The organism is Methylobacterium sp. WSM2598 (assembly GCF_000379105.1).
GTDB lineage: Bacteria > Pseudomonadota > Alphaproteobacteria > Rhizobiales > Beijerinckiaceae > Methylobacterium.
On the sequence record NZ_KB900609.1, the window covers coordinates 636181 to 653480 of the forward strand.

The 17300-nt window shown below is 69.9% G+C and carries 16 protein-coding genes; all 16 read right to left on the reverse strand.

What is annotated here, in order from left to right; all coding sequences use genetic code 11:
- Positions 1–33: 33 nt before the first annotated feature.
- The 16 genes from MET2598_RS0103080 to MET2598_RS0103155 all read right to left on the reverse strand — a co-directional run bounded on the left by MET2598_RS0103080 (position 34) and on the right by MET2598_RS0103155 (position 17226).
- Positions 34–828 (reverse strand): biotin--[acetyl-CoA-carboxylase] ligase, encoded by a 795-nt coding sequence (locus tag MET2598_RS0103080; protein ID WP_018259833.1) that lies wholly within the window; start codon positions 826–828, stop codon positions 34–36.
- A gap of 9 nt (positions 829–837) precedes the next feature.
- Complete coding sequence (gene nuoN, locus MET2598_RS0103085; RefSeq protein WP_018259834.1) at positions 838–2286, reverse strand: NADH-quinone oxidoreductase subunit NuoN; 1449 nt, start codon at positions 2284–2286, stop codon at positions 838–840.
- Positions 2287–2295: 9 nt separating this feature from the next.
- Entirely contained in the window at positions 2296–3816 is a 1521-nt protein-coding gene (locus tag MET2598_RS0103090; protein ID WP_012334133.1) for an NADH-quinone oxidoreductase subunit M, read from the reverse strand.
- A gap of 40 nt (positions 3817–3856) precedes the next feature.
- The gene (gene nuoL / locus MET2598_RS0103095; protein ID WP_018259835.1) at positions 3857–5971 is read right to left on the reverse strand and encodes an NADH-quinone oxidoreductase subunit L; all 2115 of its coding nucleotides are present in this window, start codon (positions 5969–5971) and stop codon (positions 3857–3859) included.
- 56 nt (positions 5972–6027) lie between these two features.
- The gene (nuoK, locus tag MET2598_RS0103100; protein WP_012334131.1) at positions 6028–6333 is read right to left on the reverse strand and encodes an NADH-quinone oxidoreductase subunit NuoK; all 306 of its coding nucleotides are present in this window, start codon (positions 6331–6333) and stop codon (positions 6028–6030) included.
- A gap of 112 nt (positions 6334–6445) precedes the next feature.
- Positions 6446–7066: an NADH-quinone oxidoreductase subunit J gene (locus MET2598_RS0103105; protein ID WP_012334130.1), complete on the reverse strand. Its 621-nt coding sequence runs from the start codon at positions 7064–7066 to the stop codon at positions 6446–6448.
- A 209-nt stretch (positions 7067–7275) separates the two neighbouring features.
- Complete coding sequence (nuoI, locus tag MET2598_RS0103110; protein WP_012334129.1) at positions 7276–7764, reverse strand: NADH-quinone oxidoreductase subunit NuoI; 489 nt, start codon at positions 7762–7764, stop codon at positions 7276–7278.
- Positions 7765–7786: 22 nt separating this feature from the next.
- On the reverse strand, positions 7787–8809 hold the full coding sequence (gene nuoH, locus MET2598_RS0103115; RefSeq protein ID WP_012334128.1) for an NADH-quinone oxidoreductase subunit NuoH: 1023 nt from the start codon (positions 8807–8809) through the stop codon (positions 7787–7789).
- A gap of 20 nt (positions 8810–8829) precedes the next feature.
- Positions 8830–10911 carry an NADH-quinone oxidoreductase subunit NuoG gene (gene nuoG, locus MET2598_RS0103120; RefSeq protein WP_018259836.1) on the reverse strand — a complete coding sequence of 694 codons (2082 nt, stop codon included), beginning with the start codon at positions 10909–10911 and terminating at the stop codon, positions 8830–8832.
- A 34-nt stretch (positions 10912–10945) separates the two neighbouring features.
- Positions 10946–12247 (reverse strand): NADH-quinone oxidoreductase subunit NuoF, encoded by a 1302-nt coding sequence (nuoF, locus tag MET2598_RS0103125; protein WP_012334126.1) that lies wholly within the window; start codon positions 12245–12247, stop codon positions 10946–10948.
- Positions 12248–12256: 9 nt separating this feature from the next.
- Entirely contained in the window at positions 12257–13411 is a 1155-nt protein-coding gene (gene nuoE, locus MET2598_RS0103130) for an NADH-quinone oxidoreductase subunit NuoE (protein WP_018259837.1), read from the reverse strand.
- A 33-nt stretch (positions 13412–13444) separates the two neighbouring features.
- The gene (locus MET2598_RS0103135) at positions 13445–14635 is read right to left on the reverse strand and encodes an NADH-quinone oxidoreductase subunit D (protein ID WP_012334124.1); all 1191 of its coding nucleotides are present in this window, start codon (positions 14633–14635) and stop codon (positions 13445–13447) included.
- Between the two features lie 91 nt (positions 14636–14726).
- Positions 14727–15374, reverse strand: coding sequence for an NADH-quinone oxidoreductase subunit C (locus MET2598_RS0103140; RefSeq protein ID WP_018259838.1), 648 nt, complete (start codon positions 15372–15374; stop codon positions 14727–14729).
- A gap of 9 nt (positions 15375–15383) precedes the next feature.
- Positions 15384–15971: a NuoB/complex I 20 kDa subunit family protein gene (locus MET2598_RS0103145; protein WP_018259839.1), complete on the reverse strand. Its 588-nt coding sequence runs from the start codon at positions 15969–15971 to the stop codon at positions 15384–15386.
- Positions 15972–16011: 40 nt separating this feature from the next.
- Positions 16012–16377 carry an NADH-quinone oxidoreductase subunit A gene (locus MET2598_RS0103150; RefSeq protein ID WP_018259840.1) on the reverse strand — a complete coding sequence of 122 codons (366 nt, stop codon included), beginning with the start codon at positions 16375–16377 and terminating at the stop codon, positions 16012–16014.
- A gap of 300 nt (positions 16378–16677) precedes the next feature.
- On the reverse strand, positions 16678–17226 hold the full coding sequence (locus tag MET2598_RS0103155; protein ID WP_012334120.1) for a CAP domain-containing protein: 549 nt from the start codon (positions 17224–17226) through the stop codon (positions 16678–16680).
- Positions 17227–17300: the final 74 nt, after the last annotated feature.

Consider the following 17300-nt stretch of genomic DNA (forward strand, 5'->3'; position numbering starts at 1 on the left):
CGTCGCCCGTCCGGCGCCGTCCCGGCCCCCGCCTCACGCCGCCGTCGCGGCCGAACCGAAATGCACCTCGCCGGCCGTGACCGTGCGGCGCGCCCCGTCGGGCAGGCGCAGGACCAGCCTCCCGCGCGAATCGATCGTCTCGAACGTTCCGGACAGCCGTTCCGATCCCGCCCGAACCAGCGCCGGCCCCTCCAGCCCCGCGGCGCGCGCGAGCCACGCCTCGCGGATCGCCGGGAAGCCGCGGCCCTCATCCCATATCCGGAGCCAGCGCAGCCAGGTTCCCGTGAGCTGCCGCAGCAGGCCCTCGGCCTCGGCGGGCCGCCCGATCGCGGCGAGCGAGGTGGCCAGATAGGGCAGTCCCTCGGGCGCGGCAGCCACGTTGACGCCGAAACCGACCACCAGCGCGGCGCCCCGCGGAAGCGACTCCATCTCGAGCAGGATGCCGGCGAGCTTGGCGCTCCCGGCGAGCACGTCGTTCGGCCATTTGAGGCGGAGCGGGGGGGAGCCCTCCCGGGCCGGCCCGCCGGCGAGGACCAGCGCCCCCTGCAGGCTCAGCCCGGCCACGAAGGCGAGGGTCGCGACCTCCTCGGGCGCGAGGCCGGGCGGCACCGGCCAGTACAGGCTCGCCGCGAGGTTGCCCTCCGGCGAGGTCCAGGTGCGGCCGCGGCGCCCCCTGCCCTCGGTCTGGCGGCGCGCCGCCACCCAGAGCGGCCCCGCGGCGCCCTCGCGGGCGCGCGCCATGGCCTGCGTGCTCGTCGAGCCGAGGGTGTCGTGCGCTTCGAGACGGTACCCCGCGGCCTCCGCCGCGGGGTCGAGGGAGAACGCCATGCGGTCGCGTCAGAACAGGGAGCGGGCGGCCGTCCCGGCCGCCGCCACCAGCGGGGCCGGGACGATCCAGAACAGGATCACCACCACGCTCGACGCGGCGAGCACGATCCGCAGGCCCGGGGCCATCGGCTCGTAGGATTCCTGCGGCTCGTCGAAGTACATCACCTTGACGATGCGCAGGTAGTAGTAGGCCCCGACCACGCTGGTCACCACGCCGATCACCGCCAGCGTGACCAGCCCCGCCTTGATGGCCGCCGCGAAGACGTAGAACTTGGCGAAGAAGCCGGCCAGCGGCGGGATGCCGGCGAGCGAGAACATCATCATGGCGAGGCAGAAGGCCAGCCAGGGATGGGTGCGCGACAGGCCCGACAGGTCGTCGATCGTGTCGAACATCCGGTTGCCGCGCCGCAGCGCCAGGATGATCGCGAAGGCGCCGAGCGTCATGGCGAGGTAGATCGCCATGTAGATGACGACGCCGCGCACGCCCTCCTCGGTGCCGGCGGCGAGCCCGATCAGCGCGTAGCCGACATTGCCGATGGAGGAATAGGCCATCAGGCGCTTGAGGTTGCGCTGGCCGATGGCGGCGAAGGAGCCCAGCAGCATCGACGCGATCGCGATGAACACCATGATCTGGCGCCACTCCTCGACCACGCCCGGGAAGGCGCCCACGAAGACCCGCACGGTCATCGCCATGGCGGCCATCTTGGGCGCCGAGGCGAAGAAGGCCGTGACCGGGGTCGGCGCGCCCTCGTAGACGTCGGGCGTCCACATGTGGAACGGCACCGCCGCGAGCTTGAAGGCCACGCCGGCCGCCACGAAGACGATGCCGAGCACGAGGCCGAGATTGACCTGGGTCTCGCGCAGGGCGGTGACGATGCCCGGGAAGGACACGCTCCCGGTGAAGCCGTAGACCAGCGAGGCGCCGTAGAGCAGCATGCCGGAGGACAGCGCCCCGAGGACGAAGTACTTCAGGCCGGCCTCGGTCGAGCGCACGTCGTCGCGGTGGAAGGAGGCGATGACGTAGGCGGCGAGCGATTGCAGTTCCAGGCCGAGATAGAGGCCGATCAGGTCGTTGGCCGAGGCCATGATCAGCATCCCGATCGACGACAGCACGATCAGGATCGGGTACTCGAAGCGGGCGATGCGCGCGCGGTTGAACAGGTCCTGGGCCAGCAGCAGGGCGGCGAGGGAGCCGATCAGGGTCAGCGACTTCATCACCCGGGCGAAGGGATCGACCACGAAGGAGCCGTTGAAGGTGGTGACCTTGGCGGCGAAGGGCTGGGTCAGGACGCTGAACAGCGCGACGATCAGCACGATGATGGCGCCGACCGTGACGCCCTCCGCGGAGCGCTCGCCCCGGAAGGCGCCGTAGAGGATCAGCGCCAGGGCGCCGAGCGCGAGGATCAGCTCCGGCAGGGCCGGCCCGAGGGACGGCATGACGATCTGGGCGGCGTTCATCGGGGATCTCTAATGCGCGACCGGGAGCGCCGCGGCGGCGGTCTGGGTCGAGGAGAGGGCGGCCCGCAGGCCCTGCATCAGGGCCTCGGTGGAGGGGGCGAAGGTGTCGAGGATCGGGCTCGGGTGGAAGCCGTAGTAGATCGTCAGCACCACCAGCGGGGCGAGGATCGCCATCTCGCGCCGGTCGAGGTCGGCGATGTCCCGCAGGCTCGGCTTGTCGAGCTTGCCGTAGATCACCCGGGCGAACAGCCAGAGCGCGTAGGCCGCCGACAGGATGATGCCGAAGACGGAGAAGAACGACACCATCGGGTTGGCCCGGAAGGCGCCGAGCATCGACAGGAACTCGCCGACGAAGCCCGAGGTGCCGGGCAGGCCGACATTCGCCATGGTGAAGACCATCATGGCCACCGCGTAGAGCGGCATCCGGTTCACGAGCCCGCCATAGGCGGCGATCTCGCGGGTGTGCATCCGGTCGTAGATGACGCCGACGCACAGGAAGAGCGCGCCCGACACGATGCCGTGCGAGATCATCAGGAACAGCGCGCCCTGGATGCCCTGCTCGGTCATCGTGAACAGGCCGAGGGTGACGAAGCCCATATGCGCCACCGACGAGTAGGCGATGAGCTTCTTGATGTCGGTCTGCACCAGCGCGACCAGCGAGGTGTAGATGATGGCGACGATCGAGAGCGCGAAGACCAGCGGCGCGAACAGGTGCGAGGCGTCCGGGAACATCGGCAGCGAGACCCGGATGAAGCCGTAGCCGCCCATCTTCAGGAGGATGCCCGCCAGGATCACCGAGCCGGCGGTCGGCGCCTCGACGTGGGCGTCGGGGAGCCAGGTATGGACCGGCCACATCGGCATCTTCACCGCGAACGAGGCGAAGAAGGCCAGCCACAGCCAGGTCTGCAACCCGGTCGGGAACCGGTGCTGCAGCAGGGTCGGGATGTCGGTGGTGCCGGCCTGCCAGTACATGGCCAGGATCGCCAGCAGCATCAGCACCGAGCCGAGCAGCGTGTACAGGAAGAACTTGAACGAGGCGTAGATCCGGCGCTTGCCGCCCCAGATACCGATGATCAGGAACATCGGGATCAGGCCGGCCTCGAAGAACAGGTAGAACAGCACGAGGTCCAGCGCGCAGAACACGCCGATCATCGTGGTCTCGAGCACCAGGAAGGCGACGAAGTACTCCTTCACCCGATGCCCGATCGCGTGCCAGGAGGCCGCGATGCAGAAGGGCATCAGGAAGGTGGTGAGGAGCAGGAGCGGCATCGAGAAGCCGTCGACGCCGAGCTTGAAGCGGATCGACTCGGTCAGCCAAGCGTGGCTCTCGACGAGCTGGAAGGCCGCGGTCGAGGAATCGTAGCGCCCCCAGGCGACCAGGGAGAGCAGGAAGGTCGCCACCGTGGCGGCGAGCGCCGCCCAGCGGGCGTTGCGCTGCACCCCCTCCTCGTCGCCCTGCAGGGTGAGGATGAAGGCGGCGCCGACGAGGGGCAGGATGAGGAGGCCGGAGAGGATCCCGAGGCCGAACATCAGACGCGTCTCCGGTCGATGGGGAGGAGGCGGGCGGTCATCAATGGGCGCCGACGCCGTTCAGGAGGTACCAGCTCACCAGGGCGGCGACGCCGACGAGCATCACGAAGGCGTAGTGGTAGACGTAGCCGGTCTGCAGGCGCACGACGCCGCGGGTCACGTCGACCACCCGGGCCGCGATGCCGTTCGGCCCGAGCCCGTCGATGATCGCGCCGTCGCCGACCTTCCACAGGAACTCGCCGAAGCCCTTCGCCGGGCGCACGAAGATCCGGTCGTAGATCTCGTCGAAGTACCACTTGTTGAGCAGGAAGCGGTACAGCAGCGGCTGGCTCTCGGCGAGCTGGTTCGGCAGTTCCGGCCGGCGCAGATACATCCAGTAGGCGAGCAGGAAGCCGAGCACCAGCATCACGAAGGGCGAGGCCGAGACCCAGGCCGGGGCCTCGTGGATCGCGTGCATGATGTGGTTGTCGGGGGAATGCGCGAGGGCGCCCTTCCAGAACTCGTCCATGCCCTCGCCGATGAAGCGGTTCTTGAACACCAGGCCGGCGAAGACCGCGCCGAGGGCCAGCAGGGCGAGCGGGATCGTCATCACCCGCGGGCTCTCGTGCGGCACGTGGGCGTGGTGGTCGCCGTGATGCTCAAGGTCCGAGTGCGAGACGGGCTCGACGTCGTGGCCCTTGTCGTCGTGGGCGACGCCCTCGTGGTGGCCCGGCGCCCCATCCGCCTCCTGCGTGTGGGCGGCGACCGCGTGGTGGGCATCGCCGCGGGCGCCGCCGTGGTGGGCGTCCGCGTGGGCGTGCTGCCAGCGGGCCGGTCCCTCGAAGGTGAGGAAGTACAGGCGCCAGGAATAGAACGAGGTGAAGAAGGCCGCGACCACCGTCGCCAGGAAGGCCAGCACGTGGCCCGGCCGGGTCGACATGTAGGCCGCCTCGATGATCGCGTCCTTCGAGTAGTAGCCGGCCGTGAACGGGAAGCCGATCAGCGCCAGCGTCCCGATCGTCATCATCAGGCTGGTGAAGGGGATGTAGCGGCGCAGGGCGCCCATGTTCCGCATGTCCTGCTCGTGGTGCATCGCGTGGATGACCGAGCCGGCGCCGAGGAACAGCAGCGCCTTGAAGAAGGCGTGGGTGAAGAGGTGGAACATGCCGGCCGCGTAGGCGCCGACCCCGAGCGCCACGAACATGTAGCCGAGCTGCGAGCAGGTCGAGTAGGCGATGACCCGCTTGATGTCGTTCTGGACCAGGCCGACCGTCGCGGCGAAGAAGGCCGTGATGCCGCCGATCACGGTGACGACGGTGAGCGCCGCCGGCGCCGCCTCGAAGAGGGGCGAGAGCCGCGCCACCATGAACACGCCGGCCGTCACCATGGTGGCGGCGTGGATCAGGGCCGAGACCGGGGTCGGGCCCTCCATGGCGTCGGGCAGCCAGGTATGCAGCAGGAACTGCGCCGACTTGCCCATCGCGCCCATGAACAGCAGCAGGCAGGCGAGCGTGAGCGCGTTCCAGTCGGTGCCGAGGAAGTGGAAGCCCGCATCCTTCACCTCGGCGACGCGCGGGAAGATCCCGTCGAAGGCGACCGAGCCGAACAGCACGAAGACCAGGAAGATGCCGAGGGAGAAGCCGAAATCGCCGACCCGGTTGACGATGAAGGCCTTCATCGCGGCGGCGTTGGCCGAGGGCTTCTCGTACCAGAACCCGATCAGCAGGTAGGAGGCGAGGCCGACGCCCTCCCAGCCGAAGAACATCTGCACGAGGTTGTCGGCCGTCACCAGCATCAGCATGGCGAAGGTGAACAGCGACAGGTAGGCGAAGAAGCGCGGCCGGTGCGGATCCTCCTCCATGTAGCCCATGGAATAGAGGTGCACGAGCGACGACACGCTGGTGACGACGACCAGCATCACCACGGTGAGCGTGTCGGCCCGGAACGCCCAGTCGACGACGAGGTCGCCGGCCGAGAACCAATGCGCGACCTGGATCCGGGTCGCCCCGTGCCCCTCCCCGGCCGTGACTTCGAAGAAGGCCACCCAGGACAGGAGCGCGGCGAAAAACAGGATCGAGGTGGTGACGACCTCGCTCGCCTTGGCCCCGATCCGGCGGCCGAACAGGCCGGCGATGAGGGAGCCGATGAGGGGCAGGAAGACGATCGCGTGGTACATGCTCGGGGTCCGGCCTCGGGGCTACGGCTCGGGGTTCAGTGGGGGCGGGGGAGTCCTCAGCCCTTCATCATGTTGACGTCCTCGACCGCGATCGAGCCGCGGTTGCGGAAGAACACCACCAGGATCGCGAGGCCGATCGCCGCCTCGGCGGCCGCCACCGTCAGCACGAACAGGGCGAAGACCTGCCCGACGATGTCGCCCAGGTGGGTCGAGAACGCGACGAGGTTGATGTTCACGGCGAGCAGGATCAGCTCGACGCACATCAGGATCACGATCACGTTCTTGCGGTTGATGAAGATGCCGAGCACGCCGAGCGTGAACAGGATCGCCGCGACCGTGAGGTAATGGCTCAAACCGATCATCTGTCTGCCTCTCGGCCGGGCTGCGGCCGTCTCGAATCAGCGTGCCGTCGCGGCGGCGCGGCGCCCCTTCCCGGCGCGGGAGAGGGGGGCCGGACCGTGCCCGGTCCCGCCGTCACACCTCGACGCCCTGGCGCGTCGGCACCTTGCGCAGCTCGACCGCCAGGGCCTGGGTGCGCGCGTTCTGCACCGCGATGTCCTGGCGCTTCACGCCGGGCCGGTCGCGCAGCGTCAGCACGATCGCGCCGATCATCGCGACGAGCAGGATCAGGCCGGCAATCTGGAAGAAGAAGAAGTAGTTGGTGTAGAGAACCAGGCCGAGCGCCTGCGTGTTGGTGATCTGCTCGCCGCCGGGCGCCACCGCGAGGGGCGCGTGGACGAGACCCGGATCGATTGCCCAGGAGCCGACCACCAGCAGGAGCTCGATCAGGAACACGGCGCCGATCAGCGCGCCGACCGGCAGGTAGTCCTGGAAGCCCTGGCGCAGCTCGGCGAAGTCCACGTCGAGCATCATCACCACGAAGAGGAACAGCACCGCCACCGCGCCGACGTAGACGACCACCAGGATCATCGCCAGGAACTCGGCGCCCATCAGCACGAACAGGCCGGCCGCGTTCACGAAGGCGAGGATCAGGAACAGGACCGAGGTGACCGGGTTGCGGGCGGCGATCACCACGAGGCCCGAGGCGACCGTGATCGCGGCGAAGAGGTAGAAGAAGGCGGCGGCTGCGGTCATGCGGTGAACTCACGCCGCCTCGCGGCGGTCTCCTGCCTGGTGCCGATGAGCGACCCCCGGTTCCCCGGCGGCCCGTCTATAGATCCCGCTCCCGCGGCGCACAACGGGAAAGCCCGCCGCGGAGGCGAATGGTCGGCGTCGCGCGGCGAATGGCGGGCGGGACGACCCTCCGGAGCCTCGGCGGGCGCCGCGTCGGCCCGTCGCTCGCCTCAGCGATAGGGTGCGTCCGCGGCGATGTTGCGCGCGATCTCGCGCTCCCAGCGGTCGCCGTTCGCGAGCAGCCGCTGCTTGTCGTAGAGCAGCTCCTCGCGGGTCTCGACCGAGAACTCGAAGTTCGGGCCCTCGACGATGGCGTCCACCGGGCAGGCCTCCTGGCACATGCCGCAATAGATGCACTTCACCATGTCGATGTCGTAGCGGGTGGTGCGGCGGGTGCCGTCATTGCGGCGCGGCCCGGCCTCGATGGTGATGGCCTGGGCCGGGCAGACCGCCTCGCAGAGCTTGCAGGCGATGCAGCGCTCCTCGCCGTTGGGGTACCGGCGCAGCGCGTGCTCGCCGCGGAAGCGCGGCGAGCGGTGGCCCATCTCGAAGGGGTAGTTGATCGTCGCCTTCGGCTTGAACAGGTAGCGCATGGCGAGGGCGAACCCCGACACGAACTCCTTCAGCAGCAGGCTGCGGGCGACCTGATCGAGCCTCATCGCTCAATCTCCAATGCGGGGTTCAGGAGACCGGCGCGAGGCCGGTCACTTTCAGGACGAAGGCGACGACGAAGACCATGATGAGCGAGAGCGGGAGGAAGACCTTCCAGCCGAGCCGCATGAGCTGGTCGTAGCGGTAGCGGGGGACCATCGCCTTGACCATGGCGATCAGGAAGAACAGGAAGCTCGCCTTCAGGGTGAACCAGATCACGCCCGGCACCCAGGTGAACGGCGCGAAGGGGATCGGCGAGAGCCAGCCGCCCATGAACAGGATCGTGCCGAGCGCGCACATGGTGATGATCGCCACGTACTCGCCGAGCATGAACAGCAGGTACGGGGTCGAGGAATACTCGACCATGTAGCCCGCCACGAGCTCCGATTCGGCCTCCGGCAGGTCGAAGGGCGGGCGGTTCGTCTCGGCCAGCGCCGACACGAAGAACACCGCGAACATCGGGAACAGCCAGAGCCAGTACCAGCCGAAGATCCCGAGCGCGGTGTCCTGCGCGCGGACGATCTGCGAGAGGTTGAGGGAGCCCGCGCACATCAGCACGGTGATGATCACGAAGCCGAGCGACACCTCGTAGGACACCATCTGGGCGGCCGAGCGGAGCGCGCCCAGGAAGGCGTATTTCGAGTTCGAGGCCCAGCCGCCCATGATCACGCCGTAGACGCCGAGCGACGAGATCGCGAAGATGTAGATGATGCCGACGTTGATGTCGGCGATCGCCCAGTTATCCGCCAGCGGGATCACCGCCCAGGCCGAGAGCGCCAGGGTCGCGAAGCCGAACGGCGCCAGCAGGTAGAGCGCCTTGTTGGCGCCCGCCGGGATGACCGGCTCCTTGATCACGAACTTCAGCAGGTCGGCGAAGGACTGGAACAGGCCCCAGGGGCCGACCACGTTCGGGCCGCGCCGCAGCTGCACCGCCGCCCAGATCTTCCGGTCGGCGAGGAGCGCGTAGGCGATGAAGACGAGGAGCGCGACCAGCAGCACCACGCTCTTCAGCGCGACGAGGCCGACCGTCAGCAGGATGTCGGTGACGCTCATGGGGTGGTCCTATCGCGGTCCTACTCGGCGGCCTGGAGCACGCGCTCGCGGGCGAGCCCCGAGCATTCCGCCAGCACCCGGGAGGCGCGGGCGATCGGGTTGGTGAGGTAGAAGTCGAGGATCGGGCTGCGGAACGGCTCCCGGCCCGGCTCGCCGCCGAGGGCCGCGAGGCTCGCGAGCGCCGCGCCGGCGTCCTGCCCGGCGACCGAATCCAGCGCCGCGAGGTGCGGGTGGTCGGCGTAGAGGGCGCGGCGCAGCTGCGCCAGCGAGTCGAAGGGCAGGCGCTGGCCGAGCGGCTCCGACAGGGCGCGCAGGATCGCCCAATCCTCGCGCGCGTCGCCCGGCGGGAACCCGGAGCGGTTGGCGAGTTGCGGACGGCCCTCCGTGTTCACGTAGGTCCCCGACTTCTCCGTGTAGGCGGCCCCCGGCAGGATCACGTCGGCCCGGTGGGCGCCGCGATCCCCGTGCGTGCCCTGGTAGATCACGAAGGCGCCCGGGGCGACCTCCACCTCATCGGCGCCGAGGTTGTAGAGCACGTCGAGGGCGCCCGGCGCCGTCATCGCGGCGAAGTCGAGCCCGCCCTCCCCCGGCACGACGCCGAGATCGAGGGCGCCGACGCGCGCCGCCGCGACCTGCAGCACCCCGAAGCCGGTCCAGCCCTCCGTCACGGCGCCGATGCTCCGCGCGTAGGAGGCGGCCGCCGCCAGGATGGCGCGCCCGTCCGGGCGGGCGAGCGCCCCGATCCCGACGATGACGAGCGGGCGCTCGGCCTTGCCCAGCACCTCCGCGAAGCTGTGCCGCCCGGCCGCGAGCTCCGCCAGCGTCTCCGGGCCGGCGCCCAGATAGGTGTGCGGGTAGGTCAGGTCGGTGGGCTCGCCGATCAGCCCGACCGGCAGCGGCGCCATGCGCCAGCGCTTGCGCAGCCGCACGTTGAGGAGCGAGCCTTCGAGGCGCGGATTGGCCCCGACGAGCAGCACCGCGTCCGCCTGCTCGATCCCCGCGATGGTGGGGTTGAACGTGTAGGCGGCCCGGCCCCAGGCCGGATCGAACGGCGCGCCGTCCTGGCGGCAATCGAGGTTGCGCACATTGAGCGCCGTCATCAGGCGCTTGAGCGCGTAGGTCTCCTCCACCGAGGCGAGGTCGCCCACGATCGCGCCGACGCGCGCGGGGTCGGCGCCCTTGAGCTTGGCCGCGATCGTCGCGAAGGCCTCGGCCCAGCCCGCCGGGCGCAGGCGCCCGTTCTCGCGGATGTAGGGCCGGTCGAGGCGCTGGAGCCGCAGCCCGTCCACCACGTGGCGGGTCTTGTCGGAGATCCACTCCTCGTTGATGGCCTCGTTCACCCGGGGCTCGATCTGCATCACCTCGCGGCCGCGGGTATCGACCCGGATCGCGCAGCCGACCGCGTCCATCACGTCGACCGACTCGGTCTTGGACAATTCCCAGGGCCGCACGTTGTAGGATTGCGGCTTGTGCACGAGGGCCCCGACCGGGCAGAGGTCGGCGACGTTGCCCTGCAGCTCGGAGGCCATGGCCTGTTCGAGGTAGGAGGTGATCTCCATATCCTCGCCGCGCCCGATGGCGCCGAGATCCGGCACCCCCGCCACTTCCGCCAGGAAGCGCACGCAGCGGGTGCAGTGGATGCAGCGGTTCATCGCCGTGCGCACGAGCGGGCCGATGTACTTGTCCTCGACCGCGCGCTTGTTCTCGCCGTAGCGGGTCGAATCGACCCCGTAGGCCATCGCCTGGTCCTGCAGGTCGCAATGGCCGCCCTGGTCGCAGATCGGGCAGTCGAGCGGGTGGTTGATGAGGAGGAACTCCATCACCCCCTCGCGCGCCTTCTTGGTCAGCGGCGACTTGGTCAGGACCTGCGGCGGCTCGCCGTTCGGGCCCGGCCGGCAGTCGCGCACGCCCCAGGCGCAGGAGGCCACCGGCTTCGGCGCGCCCTTCAGCTCGACGAGGCACATGCGGCAATTGCCGGCGATCGACAGCCGCTCGTGGAAGCAGAAGCGCGGGATCTCCGCGCCGGCCGCCTCGCAGGCCTGCAGCAGCGTGTAGTCCGGCGGGACATCGACCTCGGTGCCGTCGACGACGATCTTGGTCACTGTGGTGTCTCCAGGCGTTCGCCGCGCGCGCCGCTCACTCCGCGGCCATCGGCACGGGGTCGCTGTGCGGGTTGGCGCTGTAGCGGTCGATGCGCTTCTCGATCTCGGGTCGGAAGTGGCGGATGAGGCCCTGGATCGGCCAGGCCGCCGCGTCGCCGAGCGCGCAGATCGTGTGGCCCTCGATCTGCTTGGTGACGTCGAGCAGCATGTCGATCTCGCGCTTCTGCGCCCGGCCCTCGGCCATGCGCAGCATGACGCGCCACATCCAGCCGGTGCCCTCCCGGCAGGGCGTGCACTGGCCGCAGGATTCGTGTTTGTAGAAGTACGAGATGCGGGCGATGGCGGCGACGATGTCGGTCGTCTTGTCGAGCACGATCACCGCCGCGGTGCCGAGGCCCGAGCCGAGGCCGCGCAGCGTGTCGAAGTCCATCGGCGCGTCGGCGATCTGCGCGGCCGGGACCAGCGGCACCGAGGAGCCGCCCGGGATCACCGCCAGGAGGTTGTCCCAGCCGCCGCGGATGCCGCCGCAATGGCGGTCGATCAGCTCGCGGAACGGGATCCCCAGCGCCTCCTCGACGTTGCAGGGCCGGTTGACGTGGCCCGAGACGCAGAAGAGCTTGGTGCCGGTGTTGTTCGGCCGGCCGATGCCGGAGAACCACGCCGCGCCCCGGCGCAGGATGGCACCCGCCACCGCGATCGACTCGACGTTGTTGACCGTGGTCGGGCAGCCGTAGAGGCCCATATTGGCCGGGAAGGGCGGCTTCAGCCGCGGCATCCCCTTCTTGCCCTCCAGGCTCTCCAGGAGCGCCGTCTCCTCGCCGCAGATATAGGCGCCCGCGCCGTGGTGGACGTAGAGGTCGAACGGGTAGCCGTGGACGTTGTCCGGCCCGATCAGCCGGGCCTCGTAGGCCTCGTCCACCGCCCGCTGCAGGGCGTGCTTCTCGGCCACGTACTCGCCGCGGATGTAGATATAGGCGGCATGCGCCCCCATCGCGAAGGAGGCGAGCAGGCAGCCCTCGATCAGGAGATGCGGGTCGTGCCGCATAATTTCCCGGTCCTTGCAGGTGCCGGGCTCGGATTCGTCGGCGTTCACCACCAGGTAGTGCGGACGGCCGTCCGACTTCTTGGGCATGAACGACCATTTGAGGCCGGTCGAGAAGCCGGCCCCGCCGCGCCCGCGCAGGCCCGACTTCTTCATCTCGTCGATGATCCAGTCGCGGCCCTGCTCGAGCAGGAATTTGGTGCCGTCCCAGGCGCCGCGCCGGCGCGCGGCGTCGAGGCCCGGGGAGTGGAACCCGTAGAGGTTCGTGAAGATCCGATCCTGGTCGGAGAGCATGGCGTCGTCCTACCGGTTCGAGGAGGGCTTGGTCTTGCCCGCGGGGCCCGCCCCCTTGGCGCCGGAATCCTTGGCGCCGGAATCCTTGGAGCCGGGGCCGGGCGGGCCCCTGTCGGCCGGGTCGACCCCGACGGGCTTGGCCTGCGAGCCGTCCGTGCGGGCGGGCGCGGCCATCGGCTCGGCGCCGCTGACCGGGGTCGAGCCCTTGGTCTCGGCGACCGGGCGGCCCTCCTCGGGCTTCGAGGGGGTCTCGGTGTAGGAGCGCCCGCTCTGCGGGGCGGGCTGGACCTCGGGCCCGGAGCGCGGCGCCGCGACGGTCGCGCGCTCGGGCGCCGACTGGCCCTTCGCCTCGGCGGGCTCGACCGGCGCCTTGCCGTCCGCGGCGCGCTGGGCGGGCGTCTGCGCGGCCGGGCTCCCGATCGGGCGGCCGGCATCGGGCCGCGCCGGCTTCGGATTGGCCGCCTCCCTGGCGGCGAGCGCCTGGGTGTCGGCGCCGGCCTCGTGCAGCCCCTCCTCCTCGAAGCGCCGGCGCCACGCGCCGATGCGGGAGCCGTCGAACAGGGTCTCGTCGGTGAGCGTCGTCGCGGCGCCCTTCGGCTCGGAGGAGGTCCGCCCGGCCTGCGAGCCGGCCTTGACCGGCCGCCCGGCCGCGAGGTCGTCCATCAGCCGGCCGAGGATCTCGGGCGTCAGGTCCTCATAATAGTCCTGGTTGATCTGCACCATCGGCGCGTTGCAGCAGGCGCCGAGGCACTCGACTTCGAGCCAGGAGAAATTGCCGTCCGGGCTGACATGGCCGGCGGGGCCGAGACGGTCGTGCAGGTAGTGCTTCAGCTCCTTCGCCCCGCAGACGTCGCAGGGCACGGTGCCGCAGACCTGAATCCAGTAGCGCCCGACCGGCTCGAGCGCGAACATGGTGTAGAAGGTCGCGACCTCGAGCACGCGGATGTGCGGCATCCCGAGTTCGTCGGCGACGGCCTCGATCGCCTTCTGCGGCAGCCAGCCGCCATTCTGCTCCTGGGCGCGCCAGAGCAGGGGGATCACGGCCGAGGCCTGCCGGCCCTCAGGATATTTGGCGATCTGTGCCTCGGCCCAGCGCGCGTTCTCGGGCGTGAACGCGAATGCGGCGGGCTGCTGTTCGGCGGGCGCCAGTCTGCGGTTTGCCATCGGTTCAGTTCTCTTCGCCGGTCGTCGCCTGCCTCACCGGTCCACCTCCCCGAACACGATGTCCAGGGTGCCGAGGATGCAGGACACGTCCGCCAGCATGTGGCCGCGGCACATCCAGTCCATCGCCTGCAGGTGGGCGAAGCCCGGCGCGCGGATCTTGCAGCGGTAGGGCTTGTTGGTGCCGTCCGCCACCAGGTAGACGCCGAACTCGCCCTTGGGCGCCTCGACGGCGGCGTAGACCTCGCCGGCCGGGACGTGGAAGCCCTCGGTGTAGAGCTTGAAGTGGTGGATGAGCGCCTCCATCGAGCGCTTCATCTCGCGCCGGGAGGGCGGCGCCACCTTGCCGTCCTGCGTGGTCACGGGCCCCTGCCCGTCCGGCGCGCGCAGCTTGGCGAGGCACTGCTTCATGATGCGCACGGATTGGCGCATCTCCTCCATGCGGATGACCTGGCGATCGTAGGTGTCGCCGTTCTTCCCCACCGGGACGTCGAACTCCATCTCCTCGTAGGCCTCGTAGGGCTGCGCCCTGCGCAGGTCCCACGGGATCCCGGAGCCGCGCAGCATCACGCCCGAGAAGCCCCAGGCCATCGCCGCGTCGACCGTCACGATGCCGATGTCGACGTTGCGCTGCTTGAAGATGCGGTTGCCGATGACCAGCGCGTCGAGGTCGTCGACCACCTGCAGGAAGGGGTCGCAGAAGGCCTCGATGTCGTCGATCAGCCCCGGCGGCAGGTCCTGGTGGACGCCCCCCGGCCGGAAGTAATTGGCGTGGAGCCGCGCCCCGCTCGCGCGCTCATAGAAGATCATCAGCTTCTCGCGCTCCTCGAAGCCCCAGAGCGGGGGCGTGAGCGCGCCGACATCCATCGCCTGCGTCGTCACGTTGAGGAGATGCGAGAGCAGCCGCCCGATCTCGCAGAACAGGGTGCGGATCAGCTTGGCCCGCCGCGGCACCTCGATGCCGAGCAGCTTCTCGACCGCGAGGCAGAAGGCGTGCTCCTGGTTCATCGGCGCGACGTAGTCGAGCCGGTCGAAATAGGGCGTGGCCTGCAGGTAGGTCTTGACCTCGATCAGCTTCTCGGTACCCCGATGGAGCAGCCCGATATGCGGATCGACCCGCTCGACGATCTCGCCGTCGAGCTCCAGCACGAGGCGCAGCACGCCGTGCGCCGCCGGATGCTGCGGCCCGAAATTGATCGAGAAATTCCGGATGCTGTGTTCGGTCATGCGGAGCGTCCGGCGCCCTGGGCGGCGCTGCGTGGGAGCGGGTGGCGCGCGGCGGGTGGCGAGTGCGGGAACGCGGTCATCGGCCTTCCCCTCACGGCTTCGCCTTCTCGTCTCCCGGAAGCACGTAGTCGGTGCCCTCCCAGGGGGACAGGAAGTCGAACTGGCGGAATTCCTGCGAGAGCTTCACGGGCTCGTAGACCACCCGGCCCTCGTCCTGGTCGTAGCGGACCTCGACGAATCCGGTGAGCGGGAAGTCCTTGCGCAGGGGATGCCCCTCGAAGCCGTAATCGGTCAGCAGGCGGCGCAGGTCCGGATGGCCCGAGAACAGGATCCCGTAGAGGTCGTAGGTCTCGCGCTCGTACCAGTTCGCCGCCGGGAAGACGGTGATCACGGAGGGGACCGGCGTCGCCTCGTCGGTCTGCACCTTCACGCGGATGCGCCGGTTGTGGCGCAGCGAGAGCAGGTGGTAGACGACGTCGAAGCGCTTCTCCCGGCCCGGGTAATCCGCCCCGCAGATGTCGATGAAGGAGCGGAAGCCGCAGGCCGGGTCGTCGCGCAGGTGCGTCAGCACCCGCACGATCTCGGACGGCTCGACCACGAGCGTCAGCTCGTCGAAGGCGATGGCGCGCTGAACGACGGCGCCGCCGAGGGTCTCGGCGAGGCGGTCGCTCAGCGCCTGCAGCGCCCCGGTCCCGTGCTCGGTCTCGGTATGGGGCAGGATGGTGATGCCGTTCGTCATCGCGGCCCCTCAGCGCTCGATCGTGCCGGTCCGGCGGATCTTCTTCTGCAGCAGCAGCACCCCGTAGAGCAGCGCCTCGGCGCTCGGGGGACAGCCGGGCACGTAGATGTCCACCGGCACCACGCGGTCGCAGCCGCGCACCACCGAGTAGGAGTAATGGTAGTAGCCGCCGCCATTGGCGCAGGAACCCATCGAGATGACGTAGCGCGGCTCCGGCATCTGGTCGTAGACCTTGCGCAGCGCGGGCGCCATCTTGTTGGTGAGGGTGCCGGCGACGATCATCACGTCCGACTGGCGCGGCGAGGCGCGCGGGGCGAAGCCGAAGCGCTCGGCGTCGTAGCGCGGCATCGACATCTGCATCATCTCGACCGCGCAGCAGGCGAGCCCGAAGGTCATCCACATCAGCGAGCCGGTGCGGGCCCAGGTGATGAGGTCGTCCGCCGTGGTGAGCAGGAAGCCGCGGTCGGCGAGTTCGTCGTTGATCGACAGGAAGGTCGGGTCGGTGGCGCCGATCGGCAGGCCGGTCGCCGGGTCGAAGATGCCCTTGGGCTCGGGGGCGATGGCCGGGGCGCGGGAGAGGGGAGTGTCGAGGGCCATGGAGCGGGGGTCTCTCAGGAGGCGGCGGGGATCGGTCGGCTCAGTCCCATTCGAGGGCGCCCTTGCGCCACTCGTAGATGAACCCGACGGTGAGCACGCCGAGGAAGATCATCATCGACCAGAAGCCGAACCAGCCGAGATCCCCGAAGGTGATCGCCCAGGGAAACAGGAAGGCGACCTCCAGGTCGAAGATGATGAACAGGATGGCGACGAGGTAGAAGCGCACGTCGAACTTCATGCGCGCGTCGTCGAAGGCGTTGAACCCGCACTCGTAGGCCGAGAGCTTCTCCGGGTCCGGGCTGTTGTAGGCGACCAGGAAGGGCGCCACGAGCAGGGCGAGCGCGATCACCAGCGACACGCCGATGAAGATCACGAGCGGCAGGTAATCCGTGAGGAGGCCGTTCATCGAGAACCCTCGTTGCTCGTTCAGGGGCAGCGCGGAGCCGCGCGCCGCCCGGCCGGTCGGCCCGCCATTCGGAACGGTTCCAAGGCCCGGAGATCGCCGCGAGGCTTAAACGAGCGGGTATGCCGAAACAAGGGGCGTTCGCACCGCACAAACCGCGAACGTCAGGGTCTTAGATAATCCGGCCGAGGCCGCCCACAACCGGGGAAAGCGCCCCGCGGATGGTGAGTTTCGTCGCAGGCCGCGGCCCTTCCGGGCCGTTTCCGGCCGCCGCGACGGATCGGCGCCGCCGGGCCGGGCCGATCAGGAATCCGACAGGATGAGCGCCCAGAACCGCTTGTAGCGGCTCCCGGGCGCGTCGACCCGGGCGACGCCGATCCGTCGCACCTGCGGCATCAGCATGTTGCGGTTGTGCTCGGGCGAGGCCTGCCAGCGGCGCAGCACGGCGTCGAAGGTCTCCGAGCCGGCGCTGAGGTTCTCGGCCGCGTAGCGTCCCCCGAGGCCGGCCCGCTTCAGCCGGCTGTCGAAGCTGCCGGCGATCTCGTGGGAGAGGAGTCCCGCCCGCGCATTGGCCTCGGCCTGCAGGGAGGCGGCGCGGATCAGCGAGGGATCGACCACCACCGGACCGAGCCCGTGGCTCGCCCGGTAGCGGGAGATCGCCGCGGCCGCCGCGGCCTCGTCGAGGATGACCTGATTCGTCGGCAGGTCCGGCGCCGGCAGCAGCGGCCCGCCGCTGCACCCCGCCAGGAGGAGGCCGAGTCCGGCCAGGAGCGCTCCGGCCCGAAGCGCGGGCTGGGTGGCGGGCCCGGCGGCGCGGCGGCGGGGCAACGTCGGTCGAAACGCGGTCGGCATCCTGGCGGGGTCCGGGCGGCGAAGGTCGGGGCCGAGCCCCTGTCGGTCAATTGTGGACATTTCGGGATCGCCCG

Bases quoted from the DNA above. Each gene is read 5' to 3' on its own strand.
- MET2598_RS0103080 (WP_018259833.1), bottom strand. From the start codon at position 828: ATGGCGTTCTCCCTCGACCCCGCGGCGGAGGCCGCGGGGTACCGTCTC.
- nuoN (WP_018259834.1), bottom strand. From the start codon at position 2,286: ATGAACGCCGCCCAGATCGTCATGCCGTCCCTCGGGCCGGCCCTGCCG.
- MET2598_RS0103090 (WP_012334133.1), bottom strand. From the start codon at position 3,816: ATGTTCGGCCTCGGGATCCTCTCCGGCCTCCTCATCCTGCCCCTCGTC.
- nuoL (WP_018259835.1), bottom strand. From the start codon at position 5,971: ATGTACCACGCGATCGTCTTCCTGCCCCTCATCGGCTCCCTCATCGCC.
- nuoK (WP_012334131.1), bottom strand. From the start codon at position 6,333: ATGATCGGTTTGAGCCATTACCTCACGGTCGCGGCGATCCTGTTCACG.
- MET2598_RS0103105 (WP_012334130.1), bottom strand. From the start codon at position 7,066: ATGACCGCAGCCGCCGCCTTCTTCTACCTCTTCGCCGCGATCACGGTC.
- nuoI (WP_012334129.1), bottom strand. From the start codon at position 7,764: ATGAGGCTCGATCAGGTCGCCCGCAGCCTGCTGCTGAAGGAGTTCGTG.
- nuoH (WP_012334128.1), bottom strand. From the start codon at position 8,809: ATGAGCGTCACCGACATCCTGCTGACGGTCGGCCTCGTCGCGCTGAAG.
- nuoF (WP_012334126.1), bottom strand. From the start codon at position 12,247: ATGCTCTCCGACCAGGATCGGATCTTCACGAACCTCTACGGGTTCCAC.
- nuoE (WP_018259837.1), bottom strand. From the start codon at position 13,411: ATGGCAAACCGCAGACTGGCGCCCGCCGAACAGCAGCCCGCCGCATTC.
- MET2598_RS0103135 (WP_012334124.1), bottom strand. From the start codon at position 14,635: ATGACCGAACACAGCATCCGGAATTTCTCGATCAATTTCGGGCCGCAG.
- MET2598_RS0103140 (WP_018259838.1), bottom strand. From the start codon at position 15,374: ATGACGAACGGCATCACCATCCTGCCCCATACCGAGACCGAGCACGGG.
- MET2598_RS0103145 (WP_018259839.1), bottom strand. From the start codon at position 15,971: ATGGCCCTCGACACTCCCCTCTCCCGCGCCCCGGCCATCGCCCCCGAG.
- MET2598_RS0103150 (WP_018259840.1), bottom strand. From the start codon at position 16,377: ATGAACGGCCTCCTCACGGATTACCTGCCGCTCGTGATCTTCATCGGC.
- MET2598_RS0103155 (WP_012334120.1), bottom strand. From the start codon at position 17,226: ATGCCGACCGCGTTTCGACCGACGTTGCCCCGCCGCCGCGCCGCCGGG.